The sequence below is a fragment of the Hyphomicrobium methylovorum genome (assembly GCF_013626205.1).
Classification (GTDB): domain Bacteria; phylum Pseudomonadota; class Alphaproteobacteria; order Rhizobiales; family Hyphomicrobiaceae; genus Hyphomicrobium_B; species Hyphomicrobium_B methylovorum.
Genome location: NZ_QHJE01000001.1, coordinates 2,613,737 through 2,634,292 on the forward strand (window position 1 = coordinate 2,613,737; position 20,556 = coordinate 2,634,292).

The 20,556-nt window shown below is 58.8% G+C and carries 19 protein-coding genes and 1 riboswitch; of the genes, 8 read left to right on the forward strand and 11 right to left on the reverse strand.

Features of this window, described 5'->3' with window-relative positions:
* Positions 1-249: 249 nt before the first annotated feature.
* The 3 genes from DLM45_RS12600 (at position 250) to DLM45_RS12610 (ending at position 5,981) form a co-directional block, all read left to right on the forward strand.
* The gene (locus DLM45_RS12600) at positions 250-2,043 is read left to right on the forward strand and encodes a trimethylamine N-oxide permease (protein ID WP_181337438.1); all 1,794 of its coding nucleotides are present in this window, start codon (positions 250-252) and stop codon (positions 2,041-2,043) included.
* A gap of 137 nt (positions 2,044-2,180) precedes the next feature.
* Positions 2,181-3,545 carry an NAD(P)-binding domain-containing protein gene (locus tag DLM45_RS12605; RefSeq protein WP_181337439.1) on the forward strand — a complete coding sequence of 455 codons (1,365 nt, stop codon included), beginning with the start codon at positions 2,181-2,183 and terminating at the stop codon, positions 3,543-3,545.
* Positions 3,546-3,629: 84 nt separating this feature from the next.
* Entirely contained in the window at positions 3,630-5,981 is a 2,352-nt protein-coding gene (locus DLM45_RS12610) for a trimethylamine N-oxide demethylase (RefSeq protein ID WP_181337440.1), read from the forward strand.
* A 49-nt stretch (positions 5,982-6,030) separates the two neighbouring features.
* Here DLM45_RS12610 and DLM45_RS12615 read toward each other — a convergent pair whose 3' ends face one another.
* On the reverse strand, positions 6,031-6,549 hold the full coding sequence (locus DLM45_RS12615; RefSeq protein ID WP_181337441.1) for a GNAT family N-acetyltransferase: 519 nt from the start codon (positions 6,547-6,549) through the stop codon (positions 6,031-6,033).
* 39 nt (positions 6,550-6,588) lie between these two features.
* Positions 6,589-7,047 carry an NUDIX domain-containing protein gene (locus tag DLM45_RS12620; RefSeq protein ID WP_181337442.1) on the reverse strand — a complete coding sequence of 153 codons (459 nt, stop codon included), beginning with the start codon at positions 7,045-7,047 and terminating at the stop codon, positions 6,589-6,591.
* Between the two features lie 95 nt (positions 7,048-7,142).
* On the opposite strand from DLM45_RS12620, the gene DLM45_RS12625 reads away from it, so the two are divergent.
* The 3 genes from DLM45_RS12625 to DLM45_RS12635 all read left to right on the forward strand — a co-directional run bounded on the left by DLM45_RS12625 (position 7,143) and on the right by DLM45_RS12635 (position 10,114).
* On the forward strand, positions 7,143-8,060 hold the full coding sequence (locus DLM45_RS12625; protein WP_181337443.1) for a metallophosphoesterase family protein: 918 nt from the start codon (positions 7,143-7,145) through the stop codon (positions 8,058-8,060).
* A 288-nt stretch (positions 8,061-8,348) separates the two neighbouring features.
* Positions 8,349-9,446 carry a patatin-like phospholipase family protein gene (locus DLM45_RS12630; RefSeq protein ID WP_181337444.1) on the forward strand — a complete coding sequence of 366 codons (1,098 nt, stop codon included), beginning with the start codon at positions 8,349-8,351 and terminating at the stop codon, positions 9,444-9,446.
* 134 nt (positions 9,447-9,580) lie between these two features.
* Entirely contained in the window at positions 9,581-10,114 is a 534-nt protein-coding gene (locus DLM45_RS12635; RefSeq protein WP_246317370.1) for a DUF3280 domain-containing protein, read from the forward strand.
* 10 nt (positions 10,115-10,124) lie between these two features.
* Here DLM45_RS12635 and DLM45_RS12640 read toward each other — a convergent pair whose 3' ends face one another.
* From DLM45_RS12640 to DLM45_RS12655, 4 genes are all read right to left on the reverse strand, one after another.
* Entirely contained in the window at positions 10,125-10,913 is a 789-nt protein-coding gene (locus DLM45_RS12640) for a helix-turn-helix domain-containing protein (protein WP_181337445.1), read from the reverse strand.
* A 156-nt stretch (positions 10,914-11,069) separates the two neighbouring features.
* The gene (locus DLM45_RS12645; protein WP_246317371.1) at positions 11,070-11,594 is read right to left on the reverse strand and encodes a septal ring lytic transglycosylase RlpA family protein; all 525 of its coding nucleotides are present in this window, start codon (positions 11,592-11,594) and stop codon (positions 11,070-11,072) included.
* 216 nt (positions 11,595-11,810) lie between these two features.
* Positions 11,811-12,359, reverse strand: a complete 549-nt coding sequence (locus DLM45_RS12650; protein ID WP_181337447.1) for a septal ring lytic transglycosylase RlpA family protein — start codon at positions 12,357-12,359, stop codon at positions 11,811-11,813.
* Positions 12,360-12,856: 497 nt separating this feature from the next.
* Positions 12,857-13,828: a magnesium transporter CorA family protein gene (locus DLM45_RS12655; protein WP_181337448.1), complete on the reverse strand. Its 972-nt coding sequence runs from the start codon at positions 13,826-13,828 to the stop codon at positions 12,857-12,859.
* Positions 13,829-14,013: 185 nt separating this feature from the next.
* Between DLM45_RS12655 and DLM45_RS12660 the strand changes: the two genes are divergently transcribed.
* Entirely contained in the window at positions 14,014-14,331 is a 318-nt protein-coding gene (locus DLM45_RS12660) for a hypothetical protein (RefSeq protein WP_181337449.1), read from the forward strand.
* A 54-nt stretch (positions 14,332-14,385) separates the two neighbouring features.
* Here the strand turns inward: DLM45_RS12660 and DLM45_RS12665 are convergent, their stop codons facing one another.
* On the reverse strand, positions 14,386-14,877 hold the full coding sequence (locus DLM45_RS12665; protein WP_181337450.1) for a bactofilin family protein: 492 nt from the start codon (positions 14,875-14,877) through the stop codon (positions 14,386-14,388).
* 151 nt (positions 14,878-15,028) lie between these two features.
* A complete protein-coding gene (locus tag DLM45_RS12670) occupies positions 15,029-15,361 on the reverse strand; it encodes a hypothetical protein (RefSeq protein WP_181337451.1) in 333 nt (110 codons plus the stop codon).
* A 223-nt stretch (positions 15,362-15,584) separates the two neighbouring features.
* On the opposite strand from DLM45_RS12670, the gene DLM45_RS12675 reads away from it, so the two are divergent.
* On the forward strand, positions 15,585-16,844 hold the full coding sequence (locus DLM45_RS12675; RefSeq protein WP_181337452.1) for a polysaccharide deacetylase family protein: 1,260 nt from the start codon (positions 15,585-15,587) through the stop codon (positions 16,842-16,844).
* A gap of 694 nt (positions 16,845-17,538) precedes the next feature.
* On the opposite strand, the gene DLM45_RS12680 is transcribed toward DLM45_RS12675, so the two are convergent.
* The 3 genes from DLM45_RS12680 to thiC all read right to left on the reverse strand — a co-directional run bounded on the left by DLM45_RS12680 (position 17,539) and on the right by thiC (position 20,302).
* Positions 17,539-17,823: an osmoprotectant transporter permease gene (locus tag DLM45_RS12680; protein ID WP_181337453.1), complete on the reverse strand. Its 285-nt coding sequence runs from the start codon at positions 17,821-17,823 to the stop codon at positions 17,539-17,541.
* 43 nt (positions 17,824-17,866) lie between these two features.
* Entirely contained in the window at positions 17,867-18,280 is a 414-nt protein-coding gene (locus DLM45_RS12685) for a hypothetical protein (protein ID WP_181337454.1), read from the reverse strand.
* 93 nt (positions 18,281-18,373) lie between these two features.
* A complete protein-coding gene (thiC, locus tag DLM45_RS12690; RefSeq protein ID WP_181337455.1) occupies positions 18,374-20,302 on the reverse strand; it encodes a phosphomethylpyrimidine synthase ThiC in 1,929 nt (642 codons plus the stop codon).
* Positions 20,303-20,412: 110 nt separating this feature from the next.
* Positions 20,413-20,522: riboswitch (TPP riboswitch) on the reverse strand.
* Between the last annotated feature and the right edge of the window lie 34 nt (positions 20,523-20,556).

Genomic DNA, 20,556 nt, shown 5'->3' on the forward strand with positions numbered 1-20,556 from the left:
TGCAATATCGAGAAATTACCGATTTAACACAGGAAGTTGCTCTCTTTCTGCTCTCTCAATAGGCAGTTCTGGTTCGAGATTGTACGAAATTCGGACTTTTCTTGAGACATTTGGTCTCGTAATATCCGGCCACTGAGACCCTTTGGTCTAATTTTGGTTTTAATTGGTTTTTTAGGGCATGAAGTGGGCGGGCTCCCAGTAGGGGGCTCTCGGCCATTTGGTCGGGCAATACAAAGAGTGGGAGCAACCATGGCATCGGACACGACGGCATCAGCAACTTTCCTGGATAGCGGGCACGCGTCCGGTGAACTTTTGCGCACCATCGATTGGCGGGGCGCGTTCTGGGTGGCGAGCGGGGTGCCAGCACTGGTCCTGTTCTCTATCGGCGGTATCGCAGGCGTCGCCGGCAAGGTGGCGTTCCTGGTCTGGACCGTGTCGATGATCATGGGACTGTTGCAGTCCTTCACTTACGCGGAAATTGCCGGCCTCTTCCCGAACAAGTCGGGTGGCGCATCCGTTTACGGCGCGGCCGCGTGGGTTCGGTATTCGAAGATCATCGCGCCGCTTTCGGTGTGGTGTAACTGGTTCGCGTGGACGCCTGTGCTGTCGCTCGGTTGTTCGATCGCGGCGGCCTACATCCTTAATTCGCTCGCGCCAATTCCTCCCGCAGATGCGCCGCATGTTTTGGCTTGGGCCGCTTCGCACGCCAATTCGATTCCGCTGGATTCACCGCGCGTCGCAGAATGGTTGAGCGCCAATCACGGAAAGGCTGCGGCGGATGCTGTGGCAGCGCTTGTTTCAGCGGACGCCGTTGCCGCGATGACCCCGTCCATCCGGAACTGGGCTTTTTATCACGGAACGCTCGGACCGGTGTCGTTCTCGTTCAACGCCGCTTTCATCATCGGCGCTGTGCTGATGCTGCTGACGTTCGCTATTCAGCATCGCGGTATTCTCAGCACTGCGAGCGTGCAGAAGTACGTCGGGCTTGCGGTCATCATTCCGATGTTGATCGTTGGCGTCGTCCCGATCATCACCGGTCAGATCGAGTGGTCTAACTTTACTCCTCTGGAGCCACTGAAGGCGGCATACGCGCCTGAGATGGGGCAGTGGGATATCGGCGGGTGGACGCTGATCCTCGGCGCGATGTTTATCGCAGCGTGGTCGACCTACGGCTTCGAGACGGCTGTTTGCTACACGCGGGAATTCAAGAACCCCGGCACCGATACGTTCAAAGCGATCTTTTATTCCGGTCTGCTTTGCCTGCTTCTGTTCACGCTGGTGCCGTTCACGTTCCAGGGTGTGCTTGGACTCAACGGTATGCTTGCACCGGAGATCGTCGACGGTTCGGGCGTTGCGGCCGCTATGGGCAACATGGTTTCGGGTGGCGGTTGGGTCACGAGCCTGCTCGTCATGATGATGATCCTGGCGCTGATGCTCTGCCTCATGACGGCAATGGCTGGAACGTCTCGCACGCTCTACCAGGGCGCACGTGACGGATGGCTTCCGCGCTATCTCGATCACGTCAACTCGCATGGCGCACCGACCCGCGCGATGTGGACCGACCTTGGTGTCAACCTTGCGATCCTCGCGATTGCCTGTGCGGACGCGACAAGCTTCTTCTTCATCCTGGCCGTGTCGAACTGCGGTTACATCATCTTCAACTTCCTCAACCTCAACTCGGGATGGATCCACCGTCTCGACAACGCACACGTTCATCGTCCGTGGCGCGCGCCGACCGCAATTCTCGCTATCGGTACGGTTCTGGCGTTCGTCAACGCGGTGTTCATGGGCGCGGGTGCGAAGGTCTGGAACCCGATTGCGCTGTGGGCCGGTCTCTTCACTGCGGCGCTCATCATTCCGGTGTTCGCTTATCGCCACTACGTTCAAGACAAGGGCGTCTTCCCGGCTCACATGATGGAAGATCTCGGTCTTGACGGTGCGGACATGAACCGCCGCAAAGCTGGCATCCTGCCCTATCTGACTTTGATTGCAGGACTCGCGACCGTGCTGATCGCCAACTGGTTTTTCCAGCTCCCGGCTTAGCACGAGGATGCGCGCCGGAGCTCCTATTTCAAAGCTCCGGCGCACATCCAATACCAAAACTTCAAAACCAAGAAGACGGACGAGCCCCCGGCTCAAACCCATTTCAAATATCGCCATCAACTTAAGAGGAAACGATTATGGCAGAGCGTATTGCAGTCATCGGAGCCGGACCTAGCGGACTTGCTATTCTCCGCGCGTTCGAAAGTGCTCGACGCAAGGGTGCGGAAATTCCTGAGATTGTCTGCTACGAGCGGCAAAGCGACTACGGCGGTCTCTGGAATTACACCTGGCGCACGGGCATCGATCAGCATGGCGAGCCGGTGCACGGAAGCATGTACCGTTATCTTTGGTCCAACGGACCGAAGGAATGTCTGGAATTCGCAGACTACTCGTTCGAAGAGCATTTCGGACGGCCGATCCCCTCATATCCGCCGCGCGCTGTGCTTCACGATTATATCAAGGGCCGTATCGAGAAGAGCGGTATCACCCATTACATCAAGCTCAACCACGCGGTTCGCTGGGTTTCGGAAGATGAGAACACCGGCAAGTTTACAGTAGCCGTCAAGGATCTGACGACGGACGAACTGAGCAAGGAAGAATTCGACTACGTCGTTGTGGCGTGCGGCCATTATTCGACGCCGATCACGCCGGAATTTCCGGGCCTGTCGAAATTCCTCGGCCGGACGATGCACTCGCATGACTTCCGTTCGGCAGATGAGTTCGCTGGCAAAGATGTTCTTTGCATCGGCTCAAGCTACTCTTCGGAAGATATCGGCATCCAGTGCTACAAGTACGGTGCGAAGTCCGTGACGTTCTCCTGGCGCACGAAGCCGATGGGCTTCAAATGGCCGGATACGCTCGACGAGCGGGAACTGCTGGTGAAAGTCGAAGGCAAGACCTGCTTCTTCAAGGACGGGTCGAAGAAAGACTTCGATGTGATCGTTCTGTGCACGGGGTATTCCAATCACTTCCCGTTCATGGATGACAATCTGCGCCTCAAATCACGTAACAGACTCTATCCGCCGAATCTCTACAAGGGCGTGTTCTGGCTGAACAACCCGAAGGTTTTGTATATCGGTATGCAGGACCAGTACTACACCTTCAACATGTTCGATGCTGAAGCTTGGTACGCGCGCGACGTGATCCTGGGCAAGATTAAGCTGCCGTCTTACGGCGAGATGGCGGAAGACGCAGCGAACTGGCTTGCGAAAGAAGAAGAGGTGAAGGACGCGTTCGAAGCGATCGATTTCCAGACGGAGTTCGTTCGCGATCTCCTCGCTCCAACGGACTATCCGCGCCTCGACGTCGACAAGGTCGCTGAGATGTTCAAGGAGTGGGAACATCACAAGATGGAAAACATCCTGACGTATCGCGACAAGTCCTATCGCTCCGTGCTCACCGGAACGATGGCGCCTGTCCACCATACGCCATGGCTCGAGGCGCTCGACGACTCGCTCGAAGCGTTCCTTGATCAGCCGAAAACACAACAAGCTGCGGAATAGACTTCGCCTACCGCAGCATAGGACTCTGGTCGCGTCGACCGCGCGGCCAGAGTCCGCAAAATAATAAAATCAACGGGAGGCAGTATGACTGAGTCCGTTTTAACATCGCCTTCGCGGCCAAAGAACTTTGTTGAAGGCCGGTTGTCACTGGCGCCTGGCGTTGAACGGTATGTTCTGAAAGGCGGTGGCACGGCCGTTTATGAACTCGAAAAGGGTGATCGGCTGGAGCTCAGCCCACTTGAAGGCGGGCAGGCGGTCGAACTCGCTGCGTTTCTTCCGGATGGCAAGTCCGGACTTGCCGCGCTTGGCTTGAAGAGCGGCGGTGCGCCGATCGGCATTGCGCGCGCGTTATCGGCTGATAGCGAAGACGCGCAACGCGTGCGGTTTGGTCTTTTCAGACGCGGGCTCGATATCGGTCGCGTTGATGCCGCGACGGTGCTCGGCGCCGATACGCGCCCGACAGACGTTGTGATGCTGCAAGCCGATCGACCCATGGTCGTCGTTCTTGGCGCCCCTGCAGAACCTATGATTGTTTGGGAGCAGACGCCTGCGACCGATGTTTTGGTGTTCATCGGGCGCGCGAATCCTATGCCGCTGAATAAGGCGAAGCTGCCGGACCCTATCGCCGAACCGCGCCTCGATATTCGCGTGAACATTGCGAGCGCTGAAAGCTTTGAGGTGTACGAAGGCGAATACATTCAGATCATCGACGTGCAGGGACGTCAGTGCTCTGATTTCCTCGCGTTCAATCGGAGAAAGCTCGACGAAGGCACTGCTCGCGGAATCGACGGCGTGACGACGCGGACGATGCTTGGCGTCGCGTATCCGCAGCCCGGTCTCCTTTCGAAGTTCTTCGATCAGGATCGCAATTCACTCGTCGAAGTCGTGCAGGACACCGTTGGCCGTCACGACACGTTCAATCTGGCGTGCACGACGCGCTACTACGAGGATATGGGCTATTTCGGCCATCCGAATTGCACCGATAACCTCAACGACGTGCTGAAGTCGTATCCGATCGATAACTACAAGGGCTGGCCGGCGATCAACTTCTTCTACAACACCAACGTCGACTGCCATAACAACATCTGGTCCGACGAGCCTTGGTCGCGGCCCGGCGATTACGTCGTGATGCGGGCGCTGACTGATCTTGTCTGTGCTGCATCCTCTTGTCCGTCCGACATCGATCCTTCGAACGGATGGAATCTCAGCGAAATTCAAGTCCGGGTTTATCCCAAGGACACTTCTTTCAAACGTTCGATTGGACATCGCATGACTGTGGACGCTCCCCTGCAGATGACGCGCGAATCTGGGTTCCATCCGCGCACGTCAGCGCTGACGCGCAATTTCGGCGACTATCGCGGATTTTGGGTTCCGCATTGCTTCGCGAACGCGGGTGCCATTGAAGAGTATTGGGCGTGCCGCGAGCGCGCGGTGATCATGGATCTCTCGCCGCTTCGGAAGATGGAAGTTCTCGGTCCCGACTCCGAGCTGTTTCTGCAGGGCATCGTCACGCGCGACGTGCGCAAGCTCTCGGTCGGGCAGGTCGTCTACACGGCGATGTGCTACGAGCACGGCGGCATGGTTGATGACGGGACGCTGTTCCGGCTTGGCGAGAACAACTTCCGTTGGATCGGCGGCGACGACGCGAGCCTCATCTGGCTGAAGGAGCAGCTCGCGAAGACGAACTATAATGTTCATCTCAAAACGGCGACGGCGGAGATCCATAACGTTGCTGTGCAAGGTCCGAAGTCACGCGAGATCCTGGCAGGATTGATTGAAACACCGCCGGGCCGTCCGACAGTGCAGGAGCTTGGCGTTTTCCGCTTTACCGTTGGGCGTATCGGCGGCGTTACCGGAATTCCGCTTCTTGTTTCGCGCACTGGATACACAGGTGAACTCGGCTACGAAATTTTCTGCCACCCCAAGGATGCGCCCGCTGTTTGGGATGCGGTGATGGCGGCAGGTGCTCCGTTCCGCATTCAGCCGTTTGGGTTCGATGCACTCGACATGGTGCGGATTGAAGCCGGTCTCGTGTTCGGCGGGCATGACTTCGACACGACGATTGATCCGTTCGAGGCGGGCATTGCCTTCACTGTTCCGGCGAAGAAGGAAGAGGATTTCATCGGCAAAGCCGCGCTGGTCAACCGGGGCGCCAATCCGATGTTCAAGTTGGTCGGGCTCGAAATTGCGGGCAATGAGAAGCCGTCGCACGGCGATCCCGTGTTTGTCGGGCGCGCGAGTATCGGTCTTGTCACCAGCGCGATGCGGTCGCCGTTGTTGAAAAAGACGCTCGCATTCGCACGCGTTGACGTTACGCATGCGGAATTGGGAACGGAACTCGAAATCGGTCGGCTCGACGGCGTGCAAAAGCGGCTTAAGGCGACTGTTGTGCCGTTTCCCTTCTACGATCCGAAGAAAGAGCGCGTTCGCATGTAGCAGCGGGGATAGTTGAGTTCGGTTTGCGCTCGGCGTGCGCGTTCCGAACTCAGCTGCCGATTGACTGCGAGGGCTGTGCCACGATCAATCCGCGAAAGTCCTGCAGGGCGCCTTCGCGGATTTCGCGCGCAAGGATGCGCCCCGGATTGACCGGTCCCGGGAATAGGATCTGGCCGAGCGGCACAGGCTTGAAGCCGAACCGTCCATAGTAAGGAAGGTCTCCGACCAGCACGACGAGATCGGTGCCACCGCGCTCGGCCGCTTCCAGCGCTTCATGCATCAGACGCTTGCCGATGCCGATGTTGCGGTTCTCCGATGCAACGGCGACGGGGCCGAGCAGGGCAGCGCCGGTCCGTCCGCCGATCGTGATTTCTGTCATTCGGAGCGAAGCGATGAGTTCGTTGCCGCGATGGGCGACGAGGCAGTAACGCGAGAGATGCCCTTTGCCTTCGCGCACGCGATAGGCCGAGCGCGCAAAGCGTCCTGGACCGAAGACGCGCGCGTGAAGGCGCGTCATGTCGGCAAGGTCAGCGGGGCGTGCGTTTCGGACAACGAGCGATGGCGACATTCGATTTGGAATTCCTGCGGCGCGGTTGGGCGGCTTCTATCACATTTGGCCCGGCGCGCTACGGCTGAGTGCGGTTAAGATACGGTGCTTCGTTTCGTCATCCAGTGACGCGGGCAGGTCTGCGGCTGCGACGAATGCGACTGCGCGGGCGGCGGCTGTTGCGGCGGGTCCGCCTGTCCAACTGCGTATCAGGAATGTCGCGATCTGGCCGCCGCTATCCGGAGCGGGTGATGGGAGGATGGCCAGCAATTCCGGTTCCGCGGTCGGTACGATGGCCAGGTCTTCGTGGAGGAGGCGTAGGGCAGCATCCGAGGCGGACTCGCCGCGTCGAACGAAGGTTCGAGGCAGGATCTGGGCGTCCGCACGACCGGCGAGTGTGGTCAGAAGCAGTCTGCCCGCGGGATCGACAACGCAGGCTTGCGAGGCGAGCGTCAGCCCGCGGGTCGCTCGCCAATAGTTTTGCAGCAGGCGGACGATGAAAGTGCTCAAGAGCGACACATTTGCCCCACACTGTCGGTTGGTGAGCGCATATTACGCCCACGCGCCGTTCGTGTGCTAAATCTACCGTCCCTCTCCATCTTTCAATTCTCCCAATGACCGAACCGTTCACACTCGCGCACTTTTCCGACGTGCATCTTCCGCCTGCGGGCGGAGTGCCGTGGCGGTATGCGAACGCCAAACGGCTTCTCGGATACTTGAACTGGCAGCGCAAGCGGCGTCACGTCCATGTCCGCCAGGTGGCGGACCGGCTGATTGCTGACGCGCGGAAACTGAGGCCCGACCACATTGCGATCACGGGCGATCTCGTGAACCTGGGCCTGCCCTCGGAGTATGAGGCTGCTCTGGAGTGGCTTGAGAGCGTCGGCCCGCCAGACGCTGTCACGGTCGTTCCGGGCAATCACGATATTTATTCGAACCTTCGGGGCGATCGCGGGATTGGCCGCTGGGCTGCCTACATGGGGGGAGAGGAGGAGACGCTTGCGTTTCCGTTCATTCGCCGCGTCGGGCCGTTGGCGCTGATCGGACTGAACTCGGCGCATGAAACGCCGCCGTTTGTTGCGCGCGGTGCGCTCGGTTCACAGCAAATCGAAATCGCAAGCGGACAGCTTTCAGCGCTCGAGCGCGACGGCATCATCCGGGTCGTTCTTATTCATCATCCGCCGCTCGCCTCGTTGGCAGCACCCCGTCGCGAACTGACCGACGCGGCTCACTTTGTGAATTTGATCGAGCGGCAGGGTGCTGAGGTCATTCTTTACGGGCACAATCACCGAGCGCGCGTCGATTGGCTGCCGACGCTCGGCAAGCCTGTGCCGCTGGTTGCGGCCGGATCTGCGTCGGCGCTCATTCCTCACAATCAAGAAGCGCCCGCAAGCTACAATCTTTTGACGTTCTTCCGAAAGGCGACCGGCGGATTGCGTATTCGTCTTGTCGTGCGAGGAATGACTGAAGCCAACGGCCCAATCGAAAAGCTGAGCGAGACGTTTCTCGAATTCGATCAGCCGAAGATTTAGGCAGTCCGTAAATCGCGTGTGTGTGTCGCGCGATAAAAATGTCACCGGCCATCGGTTTTCCCTCTGTCACATTTTGTGCGGCGTAATTCGCCGCATGCTCCGGCATTGCATTTCGGCCATGCGGAGTCGCATCGTCGAGGAGTTGGCGTTTTTATTGCTAGCCTATTGATGAGTTTGGTCTCGGGACTGTCGTTGTGACGCGGCCGAATGACATTGAGGCGCCGCTGACGTTTGTGATTGTGCTAACCTTATCAAGATCGACTACCAAGCGTGCGGGGTGCAAGCTACTTGCCGAAATTGGCCCATATCAATCTCGCTCTTCAGGGCGGCGGAGCGCACGGTGCATTCACCTGGGGCGTTATCGATCGTCTTCTCCAAGACGAAACGCTGCGCTTTGGTTGGATCAGCGGTACGAGTGCTGGCGCGGTCAACGCAGTTGCTCTTGCTGCAGGATTGGCGGAAGGCTCGCGGGAGAAAGCGCGCGAGAAGATGTTCAAGATCTGGCAGGCCATTCACAAGGCCGGTGTGCCGGATCTCACAAGCCTCAATCCTTTTCTGAACGGCATGGTCCGCGCATCGCAACTGACCTCGCATCTGGCGACTATGCTTTCACCGTATGAATTCAATCCGCTCGGATTTGATCCGCTGCGCCGACTGCTGAACGACCATATCGATTTCGATCAGTTGCGCGCGTCGTGTCCGGTGGAATTGCTCGTAGCCGCGACGCATGTGTCCACCGGGCGGGCACGGCTTTTCCGACATGACGAGATCACCGTCGAGGCAGTGCTTGCTTCGGCGTGTCTTCCGGTTATGCACCATGCCGTCGAGATCGATGGCGCGGCGTATTGGGACGGTGGGTTTTCAGCTAATCCCGATCTTGTGACGCTTGCGAGCGAAAGTCCGATCGGTGACTCGCTGCTGGTGATGGTGTCGCCGCGCGTCAATGACCGTTTGCCGACGACGTCGCGCGATATTTCAAATCTCGCCAATCGTCTGACATTCAATGCTCCATTGATGCGCGACATTGAGGTGATCCAATCGGTGCGCGAGGCGTCGGCGGGTGCTTTGCTGACGAAGGGCCGTCTGGCGCCGCTTTGTCGTCACCGGTTTCATCTCGTCGACGGCGGACCGATTACCGGAACGCTCGATCCCGCGACGACGCTTACGCCCAACTGGGACGTCATCACCTATCTGCACGGTGCAGGCCGCAATCACGCTGAGAAGTGGCTGGAGTCTGCACGCGATAGCGTTGGCCGGTTGGAGACCGTCAATCTGACGGAGTATTTCTTTCCGGCGGTCGAGAAGGGTATTCAGTTCCGGCTTGAAAAGTCGCCGCGGAAAAAGCCGAGCGCAAAGAGAAGCGCTGGTAAGCAAGCCGCGCGGTAACGACCGGCGCATAACGAACGGTAGTCATTGCTGGTGGCCCAGAATGTGGATCGCCGTTTCGTTCGTTAAAGTGAATTGGCAACCGCTGGCGCGTTGGGTCGTTTCTCTTCCAGATCGTTTCTGGAGGAAACATTATGGCCGTCCGGGATTGCTATTCGCGCATAGTTATCTTCACGCTTATGAGCGTCGCGTTTTTGCTTGCAAGTGTTGAGATCGCTGCGAGCGCTTCACATCCACCGCGACTGCTCTTCCTTGGCGCGCAATTACAAAACGACAACGCCGCGCTCGAGCCGACGACGGATGCAGAGCGTAACCGCCTAGCGGCGCTCGAAGAACAGTTTCTTTCCAAGGTTTCCAAGAGTGGAAGCTATTCTGTTGTTCCGATTACGGCTGACTTGCGAAAGCAGGTTCAAGCCGGACAACAGCTTGGCCAGTGCAGCGGATGTGAAGCAGCATATGGGAAGACGCTACATGCTGATCGCGTCGCTTGGATTACGGTTCAGAAGGTCTCGAACCTCATCCTGAATCTCAACCTCTATGTCGTCGACGTTGCGAGCGGAAAAACCGATTACGTTAAGAGCGTCGATATTCGTGGCAACACCGATGAGTCTTGGTCGCGGAGTTTGAAGTATCTCCTCGACAACTATTTCCTCGCAGGGAAGGCTTAAGCGCGATCCTTCAGCTAACCAGCCGCGCGTAGCCCTCAGAGACTGTGTTTTCGATCAAGCGCTTGTAGGCGGCGTATGCCCGGCTCTTCGGAGTGATGTCGCCGAATGTTTCGCCATCGAAGGTTTCGCGGCGCGCGTAGAGGATTGGCGTCGCGACAGGAATGAACGTGGCGCGCTGCTTATTGAGCGTGGTGATGATGCCGCGCATCTCTCCGGCGCGATCGATTTGCGACACCAGGATCATGCGCATAGCGCCCTTCGTCAGTGATACGAGATGGATGAAGCTGGATGACGCGGGGATATAGAGCCGACCGCGATGCGCGTAGGGTGCGTCTACGCGGTCGCATTCCTGAAACAGGAGGCTCGGCCACTCCGGGTCCCAACTGATGTCGGTGCGGTAGGCGACGAGCGTGTCAGGCTGCGAGAAAGATCGCCGAAGCGTCAGGTAGCTGCCGACGTAATGATCGACCGCGGCGCGTGAGTAGGCCCCCATGTAAATCGGAGAGACGCCGCCGCCATCCGCTTTGACACTCATCTGGCCGTTGTCGACGGCGACGGACTCGCCGTGCCACGCATCTCTGAGGCCGTTAAAGTCGAGCCCTAGAACCATGCAGACATCGAAGAGCGTTTGATCCCGGACCGAGCGGCCGCCCAGCATGTTCTGGATCGTTTTCTCGTGGCAGTCGGCAGCGTCCGCGAGTTCAGCCTGGGTGAGCTTCTTCTCGACCATTGCCGTCTTGATGCGGTGGAGCGCTTCCGGGCGGGTCGTTGCGGGCGGCGTTATCGGGATTTTTTTCATCGGCCCCACACGATACGAACCTTGGTTCGTGGTTGTCCGTTGCGGGAAAATACTGGTTTTTATCCGTGGCTGACAACGCCAAAGAGCGCCGATGTTCGGCCGGTGTCAGGATCTCTCGGAGTGGGGTAAATGGGCCCGCCTGCGCGCGGTTGCCAATTAGTGTTTGGCGAGAACTTCGAGCCGGACGTCGGTCAAGCCAGCGTCGAGCATGCCGAGGTTTTTGGCTGCGCCTTTCGATAGGTCGATGACACGCCCTGGCTTGAAGGGACCGCGGTCGTTGATACGGACTACGACGCTTTCGCCGGTATCAACGCGGGTGACGCGGACACGGGTGCCGAAGGGCAGCGTTTTGTGCGCGGCCGTCATTCCGCTGGGGTCGAATGTTTCGCCGGTCGCCGTTTTCTGGCCCTGCCAGTAGTACGAAGCGATGCCCAGCAAATTGTGCGGAGGCTTTTGAGCAGGTGGCGGCAGGCCGGGGCCATGCAGCCCGTACGGCTGGTTCAGATTGCCTTTGGTGCTTAGCTGGATTTCAGAGTGCGATGCGCCGGGCTTCGACGGAATGCCGAGCGCCACAGTCACCTTCGGCCCCCAGCCAAGTGTGGGCGTGGCCTTCGCCTTGACCGTTTTGATGGTTGTCGTCCATGGGCCCATTTCGAGCGCGCGGCCGGCTGGTTTCGCCAAGCCCTCAGTTAAAGACTGAGCTGATGCCGAGTTTCCCGCTGATCCGGCAAATAAAATCGCGCTCAAAAAAACGCCAACACGCATCCCTCGGTGCACGCACATCCCCCCGGAAGACCCCGAATCTCCAGAGATAAGCCGATTCGCGCGGCAGAAAAACGTCGGGAGGCGCCAGGTTTTCCCCAACGCCTCCCGATGTGGATAGCCTGACCGGAGCTCTTAGCTGCGGCCGAGGACTTCGATGGAGACCGGGGCAACGCCCGCGCCGGTCATGGCGATAACCTGAGCAGCGCCGCGCGACAGATCGATGATGCGACCGGCGATGAACGGACCACGGTCGTTGATTACGACGATGACCGAGCGGCCGTTGTGGCGGTTGGTGACGCGAACGCGCGTGCCGAAGGGCAGCGAGCGATGGGCAGCGGTCAGGCCGTTCGGGTTAAAGCGTGCGCCCGAAGCGGTCTGCTGGCCCTGCCAGTAGTAAGATGCCATGCCGCTGTACTTGCCACCTGCAGCAGCGTAGTGGCGCTTTGCTCCGCGGTTCGCATAGCGCGAACGCTTCACGGAGCGATGTGCGTAGCGACGCGAGGAATTGTGAGCATGTTTTGCATGCGAGGTCCGATGTGCAACCTTGGACCGATGAGACTTCTGTACGCTGGTTTTTCCGCAAACTTGAGCAGAACCGCTGCATTTAGCGGCGCTTGCCGGAATCGTACCGACTACTAATCCCGCAAGACCGAACGCGGCTACGGCGAAAATCGAACGCATAGTGCACTCCCTTTATAGGAGCAGCAGTGTCATCGGGTCGATGAGTCGGTTTTCCCCGAATTCGCATCCCGGGGGGCTTGCGACGAACCGCCAAGCTGGCGGCGCTAACCGTCAATATTGGGAAAACCGCTGGTGGTGATTTCACCCCTAAAAGAAGACCCGTAACAGAACCCCAGAACCCAGTTCTTTACTGCTACCCGTGCTGACTGGGGACACCCCCGTCCTGGCGCGCCCACGGACCATCGGGAGAAGAGATGGTCAACCCACTGCTGTTACCACAATTTAACCATTATCGGTAGCCGATTGAAAATCATCAATTTTAACCTATGCGTTTTTGTCCGGAGCGACGCCAGGTCGCAGATTTGGGCCCGGAACTCCACTCGAAATGAGTGTTTTCGGGCGGGGCCGTTTGTAGTTTTAAAATTCAGCCGCCTACAGCGGTGCGGTAGAATTTTGCTCGGAGCGGCGCAAGCGTTCACGCTTCGCGCCGGATGTTTTTAGAGCCAGCCTTTCTTGCGGAAGTATAGGAAGGGCACGAGGCCGGAGACGAACATCAACCCGAGTGCTGCCGGGTAGCCCCACGTTTCGTGCAGCTCAGGCATGTGCGCGAAGTTCATGCCGTAGATCGACGCGACAAGCGTCGGCGGCATCAGCATCACGGCCATCACCGAGAACAGTTTGATGATCTGGTTTTGCTCGGTCGAGATCATGCCGAGCGTGGCGTCGAGCAGGAAGCTGGTTCGTGCGGCCAGGAAGCGGAGGCTTTCCATCAAGGACGTGATGTCGTTGTTGGCTGACTCGATGCGGGCGATCAGGCGTTTGTCGTCTTTGCGTTCGCGTGCGGCGTTGGCGAAATAGAGAAGCAGCCGGTTCAGCGACATCGCGCTTTCCTGCGCCCGAGCGGTTATATCGCCTTCCTTGCCGACGGTCTTCAGCAGCAGATCCAGCCGCCGGTTGCGGGAGGGTTGGCCCGCGCCCTTCTGGCCGAATACGAGCGGCGCCATGCGCTCGACCTCGTCCTGAACGCGCTCAATCAGGTCCGCTTCGCGCTCAATCAGCATCTCAACCAGCCCGATCATGATGCCGACGCTGGAGCGGCAGGCCGGATCGCCCTTGGTCGCGCGGGTCACATATAGCGGGAATGCGCGCGGTTCGGCGTAGCGTACCGTCACGAGACGATTACCAGAGAGAATAAAGGTAACGACAGACGTCATCGGAACGTCCAGCGAGCTCGCGTGAACGATGATGCCCGTCATGTAGTAGGCGCCGTTCTCCGTATAGAAGCGGTTCGATGCCTCGATCTCGCGCATTTCCGAGCGGGTCGGCACTTCGATACCGAGCGCCTGCTCGATCATCTTGTCCTCGTCGTCCGCAGGGTTAAGCACGTCGATCCAGGCCGCCGTGGCGAGGTTGCCGATCTCGGTGCGCTGCGCCAGCCGGTCACCGACGGCATCGTATACGGTTATCATTAGCTTTCTCCGGGGAAGTCGTGCGGGCCGGTAAGAACTCTTTCAACTCTGGCGCGTGCTATAACGTTCGCTCGGTCCAACCCTTATCTATCGGGGACCGGAATGAGCAAGACCGGCATTGATACAATACGGAAGTGTAATCATGCAGGATGACACATGCCCGACACGACTGGAGGAAGAGACCCATGACAGTTGAGCGTTTGGTGAGAACGGTTCCCGTGGCGGTATGCGCCTTGGCCGGATTTTTGGCGGCATCCCCGGCTGAGGCAAAAATCGATTGCCTCGACGGGTTTCAAAAGGTGCAGGGATCGCGGATCGCGACGCCCTATTGCCAGGATGCGCTCGTCGCGCGCGTTGCGGCGGGCTACGGCATAAATGCGCCCGCAGCAAAGATCCGCAACAATCCGAACTTCAAACGGCACGTTTGCCGGTTGGTTGGCCAGGACATTCGCATCAAGGAAACGTGCGCCGAGGTGAACCCTTACGGCCGCGGACGCTTCTGATCCAAATATTGGCACCGGCACGCGTGTGCATGCCGGTTATCTCGATTTGAATTCTCAGCCGAGATCGGGCGTGACTTCGCCGACGTCACGCGCGCGGCGAACGCTGCCGTCAAACTGCGCGCCCTCGTCGATCGACAGCGTCTGCTTGACGATATCGCCCTCAACCTTGGACGTTGCGTTGAGGTTGACGGATGAGCCCTTGAGCGCGCCGTTCACTTCGCCCTGAACCGTAATCGTGCGCGCGGTGATGGTTCCGGCGACGCTACCCGTCTCGCCGACGGTGACGGTTTCGCCATGAACGTCGCCCTGGATGTGTCCGGCGATCAGCAGCGAACCTTTGGTTTTGATGACGAGCTGCTGTCCAGCGATGGTGATGTCCTGTCCGAGGACGGACGTTGGGGCGTCAATTGCTGGGCTGCTGTGACCGTGGTGGGGCAGGGTCGATCCGAAAAGCGGCGGTGTCGATTGCTTGAGAGGTAAGGGCTGCGGTGCTGTTGATTTGACGGGTTCCATACGCGGTTCGGCCGTCGCTACGCGATTGAACATACTCTCTTCCCCCAAATTGGAACTAATTTACGCCGGTTCCCGCAGGCTTCCTAAAGCACCGCACTTTGGGGAGATTATGTCGAAGCACCCGCTTTCGCGCCAGAGGCGATTTTCATCCACCGCTGGCGCGCAAACGCAGTCTCATTATGGATCAGCGCGGGATCCAGAGATCGACGAACGGAGCAACGACGCGCTTGCCGCGTGGGCCGTTATGAACGTGAGCGAACGGTGCATCGACCGTCGTATGGCGGCGGCCGCGCTCAACGCGCGTGAACGGCGCGTACACGGTATCGCGGTGGTAATGACGCTTACGATAATGCGTGCGCTTCTTTGCCGGAACGTCTTTTACGGTGACGACGCTGGAGGACGCGCGTAGCGATGGCTTCGGAGCGTCCAGCGCAGACGCCGGAAGCGCAAAGCTCAGAAGCGCCGATGTGGAAACGATGGCGGCGAGGGTTCGCGCCGGGCGGAAAAAAGCCGTCATAATATTTTCTCTCTACTGACCTCGATACGATCTTGAAAATACTTATTGAATCTTGAGTTCGCAACGGCGGCTGCGGTGAAACACGACTCATGCGACACTCGATCCGGAAAAATGGGGTCCAAGGCCCGGAGGAAGGCTCCGGCCATATAACGAACGCCGTTAACGTTGTACCTTCGGTGGGCGACGTCACGCGATCGGTTTGGACCCGTAGGGGAGACAGGGAATGACACGGTTCGGATGGGCCATCTCGCTGGCCGCGGCGATCATAGTTTCGTCGGCGCCAGCGTTTGCCGAAGGCGCGTGTCCGCGCGAAGGAACGCTCGGCGTGTCGCGCACCGTCGAGATCGACACGACCGGAGGCCCCGGCTTCGGAACCGATCATTACAAGGCTTATGATTTTCTCGAACCGAAGGAAGTGATCCTGACGTTCGACGACGGACCGCAAAAGTTCACGACCGAGTCCATTCTGAAATCGCTCGACGACGAATGCGTGAAGGCGACGTTCTTCTCAGTCGGCAAGATGGCGCTGGGCTATCCGGAGATTATTCGCGACGTTGCGAAGGCGGGACACACGGTCGGCTCGCATACGTGGAGCCATAAGGCGATCGCGAAGCTCAAGTCGTTCGATCTTGCGAAAGATGAAATCGAGCGCGGCATCAGCGCAGTTCAGCGAGCGGTCGGCAGTCCGATCGCGCCGTTTTTCCGTTTCCCGACATTGGTGGATACGCCTGAAGCCGTCGCTTATCTCGGCAAGCGAAACATTTCGATGTTTTCCTGCGATATCGACAGTTTCGATTTCAAGCGGCAGACGCCTGAACATCTGGTCAAGCGATTGATGGATCGGCTTGAGAAGCGCGGCAAGGGCATCCTGCTCATGCACGATATTCATAAGACGACGGCGAAGGCCGTGCCCCTGCTGCTCGCTGAGTTGAAGGCGAAGGGGTACAAGGTCGTCCATATGAAGGGGAAAGCGCCGGGCACGACGCTTGCGGAATATGACGAAGCGATCTCCAAAGATGCAAAGGGGCTTCCGCAAGGTGGCGCCGAGAAGCCGCTCAATTCGATTGTAAGGACGATTGGAGCGCCGCCTCCGGCCATCACCGGGCCCGCAAGCGGTGACGACGCGACGTCGGAGCCCGAAGGACTGTCGGCCGAGCCGCCGGCAGCAGCTCCCGCTCCTGCAGCACCTGCTGCTTCTCCCGCTAAAAAGTCAGCGAGTGAGACGCCGGCCGATCCGGTCGCGTCTGCCGCCGTACAGCCTGTGGCTCCTGCGGTTTCTCAGGCTTCGGAACCGGCTGCTTCTGCCGCACAGGAACCGGCGCAGATCAATACGGCGTCCGTCGTGCGGACGGTTGGTGAGGGAGATGAGCAAAGTGTTTCGCCGGACCTTCCGGCCCACAATGCGGAACCTGCTGCTGCCGCTCCGCACAGATCCATCTCTGAGCGCGTTAAAGATACGTGGCGGCTCTGGTTCGGAGACTAGCGCTCGAGTTTTTCGGAATGTGAAGGCCGCGGCGATATTCGTCTGGCTGCGGATCAATCGGACAAAAAAGAAATGGGTGGCAACGGATGCCACCCATTTCTTTTTGGACGCCCCTGAGTCCCCCGGACCCGCCGCGAACCAAACTTCCCCCACCATGTGCGCTAAGCTGCACCTGGTAATCCCGGGCGTTCGCCCTGCACCGATCTGGATCAGTGCAAAACGCTACGGCTTTGTGGGTTTTAATTTTGGTCGATCCCCCAACCGGCCATCCCACGCGAGCAAAAGGTATGGCAGGACCTTTGGTTCTTCCACAGAAAAACGAATCACTCACGTCGTTTCAATTTCGATGTGGTGTTTCGGTTACAACTAGAGTTGGGCTCCAGCGAGAGATAACACATCTTCAAAGCTGCGCCGCGTGCTTGTCCGCAAACGAAAGGGCCGCTTTTGCAAGCGGCCCTCCGTGAGATCAATTCGTCATGAAAGCGGAACGCGACTGTCCTGGTGCTGTCTCAGGCGTGCCCCGGGAGATGTCCGGTTAGAAGCCTGATCGACCACGACATCGACCGCCTCACGATCCCACTCGACATCGGATCACCTCCTCTCAGTTGTTGCTGTTGAAAGCGAAGGTGACATTGTTTGCCGCGTTTGGAAAGGGCCGCGAGAAGATGTGTGCTTTGCACATTTCCGACGGCTCTCAGTGCCAGTTCGGTTGCGCGATGAGTAGCGATAGAACGAACGCGGCGGCAAGGATTGCGGGAACGGCGAGGATCGCCAGAACAGTTGTTGCCGTTCCGCGATGCCCGGTGCTCTTCAGGCGGTATCCCATCGCGAGGATTGCAATAATTGCTGCAAGGACGCCGAGCCACAAAGCGATGTTAAAGGCGGTGATCGATCCGTCACCTATCCCCGTGAAAAAGTAGAACAGCGCGAGGAAAAGCGCGGCGATGTCGATGGCGAAGAAGGTGCGATACATGAACATGCGGGACGGTCCGAATTGTTCGCGATGCTGTGCGGCCGTGAGATTAGTCGCGGTTGCGTGCGTGCATCTCGATCGCGCGGCCGAGGCCCGCGAGAAGCGTTCCGAGTGCGAACAAAGCGATCACGATGATTTCGATGTATCGTTCGACGCTTTCCTTATCGATCATGAAATCGGAAATGTTTGCGTCGGCAACCTTGAAGCGATCGAGGTTTTGCTCGCGTTTCGCTTCGGCGGCCGTCACCATGCCTTCCGGCGCTTTCAGGAATTGCAGCATTTCGATGTGATTGTCGAAAAGCGCCTTCATTTGAACCTGCGCAGACTGCTGCGTGCTGAAGGCCGCCAACCGCCATTCGATGTCGCGCTTCAATGGTTCGAGATAGAACATCTGTGTGGCGGCTGAGGCCAGCAGCAGGAATATGCCGAGCAACTCGCCAAGCTGGTACGTCTTGAATTTCATAGGTCCCCCGATTTTTCGCAGGGAAGCTAGCGTGGCCCGCGGAATGCGCAAGCGGCACGAGGCGGTCTGCCCCGTGCCGCTGGGCTCATTTCATCAGGATTTTCGCGGGTCGATATAAATGTCACCGCCCAATTCCTTGAACCGGGTGCTCATTTCCTTCATGCCCGCCTGCCGGGCGGCGTCCGCGTCCGGATCGACGACGGTCGTTTCCTCTGCGATCTCGACGCCTGCCTCGTCCAGTCGAGCGGCGTAGTCGCGAACGTCCTGCGTGATTTTCATCGAGCAGAACTTCGGCCCGCACATCGAGCAGAAGTGGGCGACCTTGTGCGCGTCCTTCGGCAGCGTTTCGTCATGGAAGGCGACGGCCGTGTCGGGATCAAGGGAGAGGTTGAACTGATCCTGCCAGCGGAAATCGAAGCGAGCGCGTGACAGTGCATCGTCGCGCAGCTGGGCTGCTGGATGGCCCTTCGCCAGATCGGCTGCGTGCGCCGCAATTTTGTAAGTGATGACGCCGGTTTTAACGTCGTCTCGGTTCGGCAGGCCGAGGTGTTCCTTCGGTGTGACGTAGCAAAGCATCGAGCAGCCGAACCAACCGATCATCGCCGCGCCGATGCCGGACGTGATGTGGTCGTACCCCGGCGCAATGTCGGTCGTCAGCGGTCCGAGCGTATAGAACGGGGCTTCTCCACAGGCCGCGAGCTGCTTTTCCATGTTGACCTTGATCTTGTGCATCGGCACGTGGCCGGGGCCTTCGATCATCACCTGGCAGCCTTTTCGCCAGGCAATTTCGGTCAATTCGCCAAGTGTTTCGAGTTCGGCGAATTGTGCGCGGTCGTTGGCGTCTGCGATCGAACCGGGCCGCAATCCGTCTCCGAGCGAAAAGGAAACGTCGTAGGCGCGCATGATGTCGCAAATATCTTCGAAGTGTTCGTAGAGAAAGCTCTCTCTATGATGCGCGAGGCACCACTTCGCCATGATCGAGCCGCCGCGTGAGACAATTCCGGTAACGCGGTTGGCTGTGAGCGGCACGAACGGCAACCGCACGCCCGCGTGGATAGTGAAGTAGTCGACGCCCTGTTCGCATTGCTCGATCAGCGTGTCGCGATAGAGTTCCCAGGTGAGCGCGATCGGATCGCCGCCGCATTTTTCGAGCGCCTGATAGATCGGCACGGTGCCGATCGGAACAGGACTGTTACGAATGATCCATTCGCGCGTGGTGTGAATGTTGCGGCCGGTTGAAAGATCCATAACGGTATCGGCGCCCCAGCGGATCGCCCAGACCATTTTTTCGATTTCTTCTTCGACAGAGGAACTGACAGCAGAGTTGCCGATGTTGGCGTTGATCTTCACGAGGAAGTTGCGCCCGATGATCATCGGCTCGAGTTCGCCGTGATTGATGTTCGCTGGAATGATGGCGCGGCCGCGTGCGATTTCCGAACGCACGAATTCGGGCGTGATGTGCTCCGGAATTTCGGCGCCGAAGCTCTCGCCATCGGTGAGCGCATGCTTCGCGCGCTCCAGCGCCATCTGGCGGCCAAGGTTCTCGCGCTCTGCGACGAAGATCATTTCCTTCGTGATGATGCCAGCACGTGCGTATTCGAATTGCGTGAGCGGGGACGCGCTTCCCGATTGCTCGGCGGACAGAGGGGAGACTGTTGCGCGCAATGGCTGATGCGTGACGGGGAAAACCCGTGCGGCGTGCGTGCTTGAAACGTTGCCGTTGTCTTCCGGCCGGATCGTTCGGCCTTCGTAAGGTTCAACGCCGCCGCGTTCCCTGACCCAAGCATCGCGCGGACGCGGCAAGCCGCGATCAACATCGATCGTTGCAGACGCGTCGGTATATGGGCCCGATGAATCGTAGACGCGGAATGGGCCTTCGCCGGATGTTTCCGAAAGTGCGATCTCGCGCAGCGGTACTTTCAGATCAGGTGCGGCTGCTGGAGTGACATAGCACTTTGCCGACGCGGGGAGGGGGCCTGTCGTGACGCCCGCTACCTGGATGCCTTTGTTGTGGAGGTTCATCGGAACTCCTTTCCGGCGCATGGCCTAATCGCAAGGTTTCGAATGCGATGCGGGTGGCGGCGATCGGAAAGGAGTGCGGTTCGAGGCTGAGGGCCGCGAAGATGTGCGTTGTCTGAAGCATGTCCTGTCCCTTCGCCGGCATGACCCGGATCAGGTTCTAAGGGTGCTTGCGCTCAATCGCGCAATCTCAGCCGGAAAACCGGCGCCCCTCGGAAACAGCAGTATTCTTGCGCCAATGGCATGCGATGGCAAGC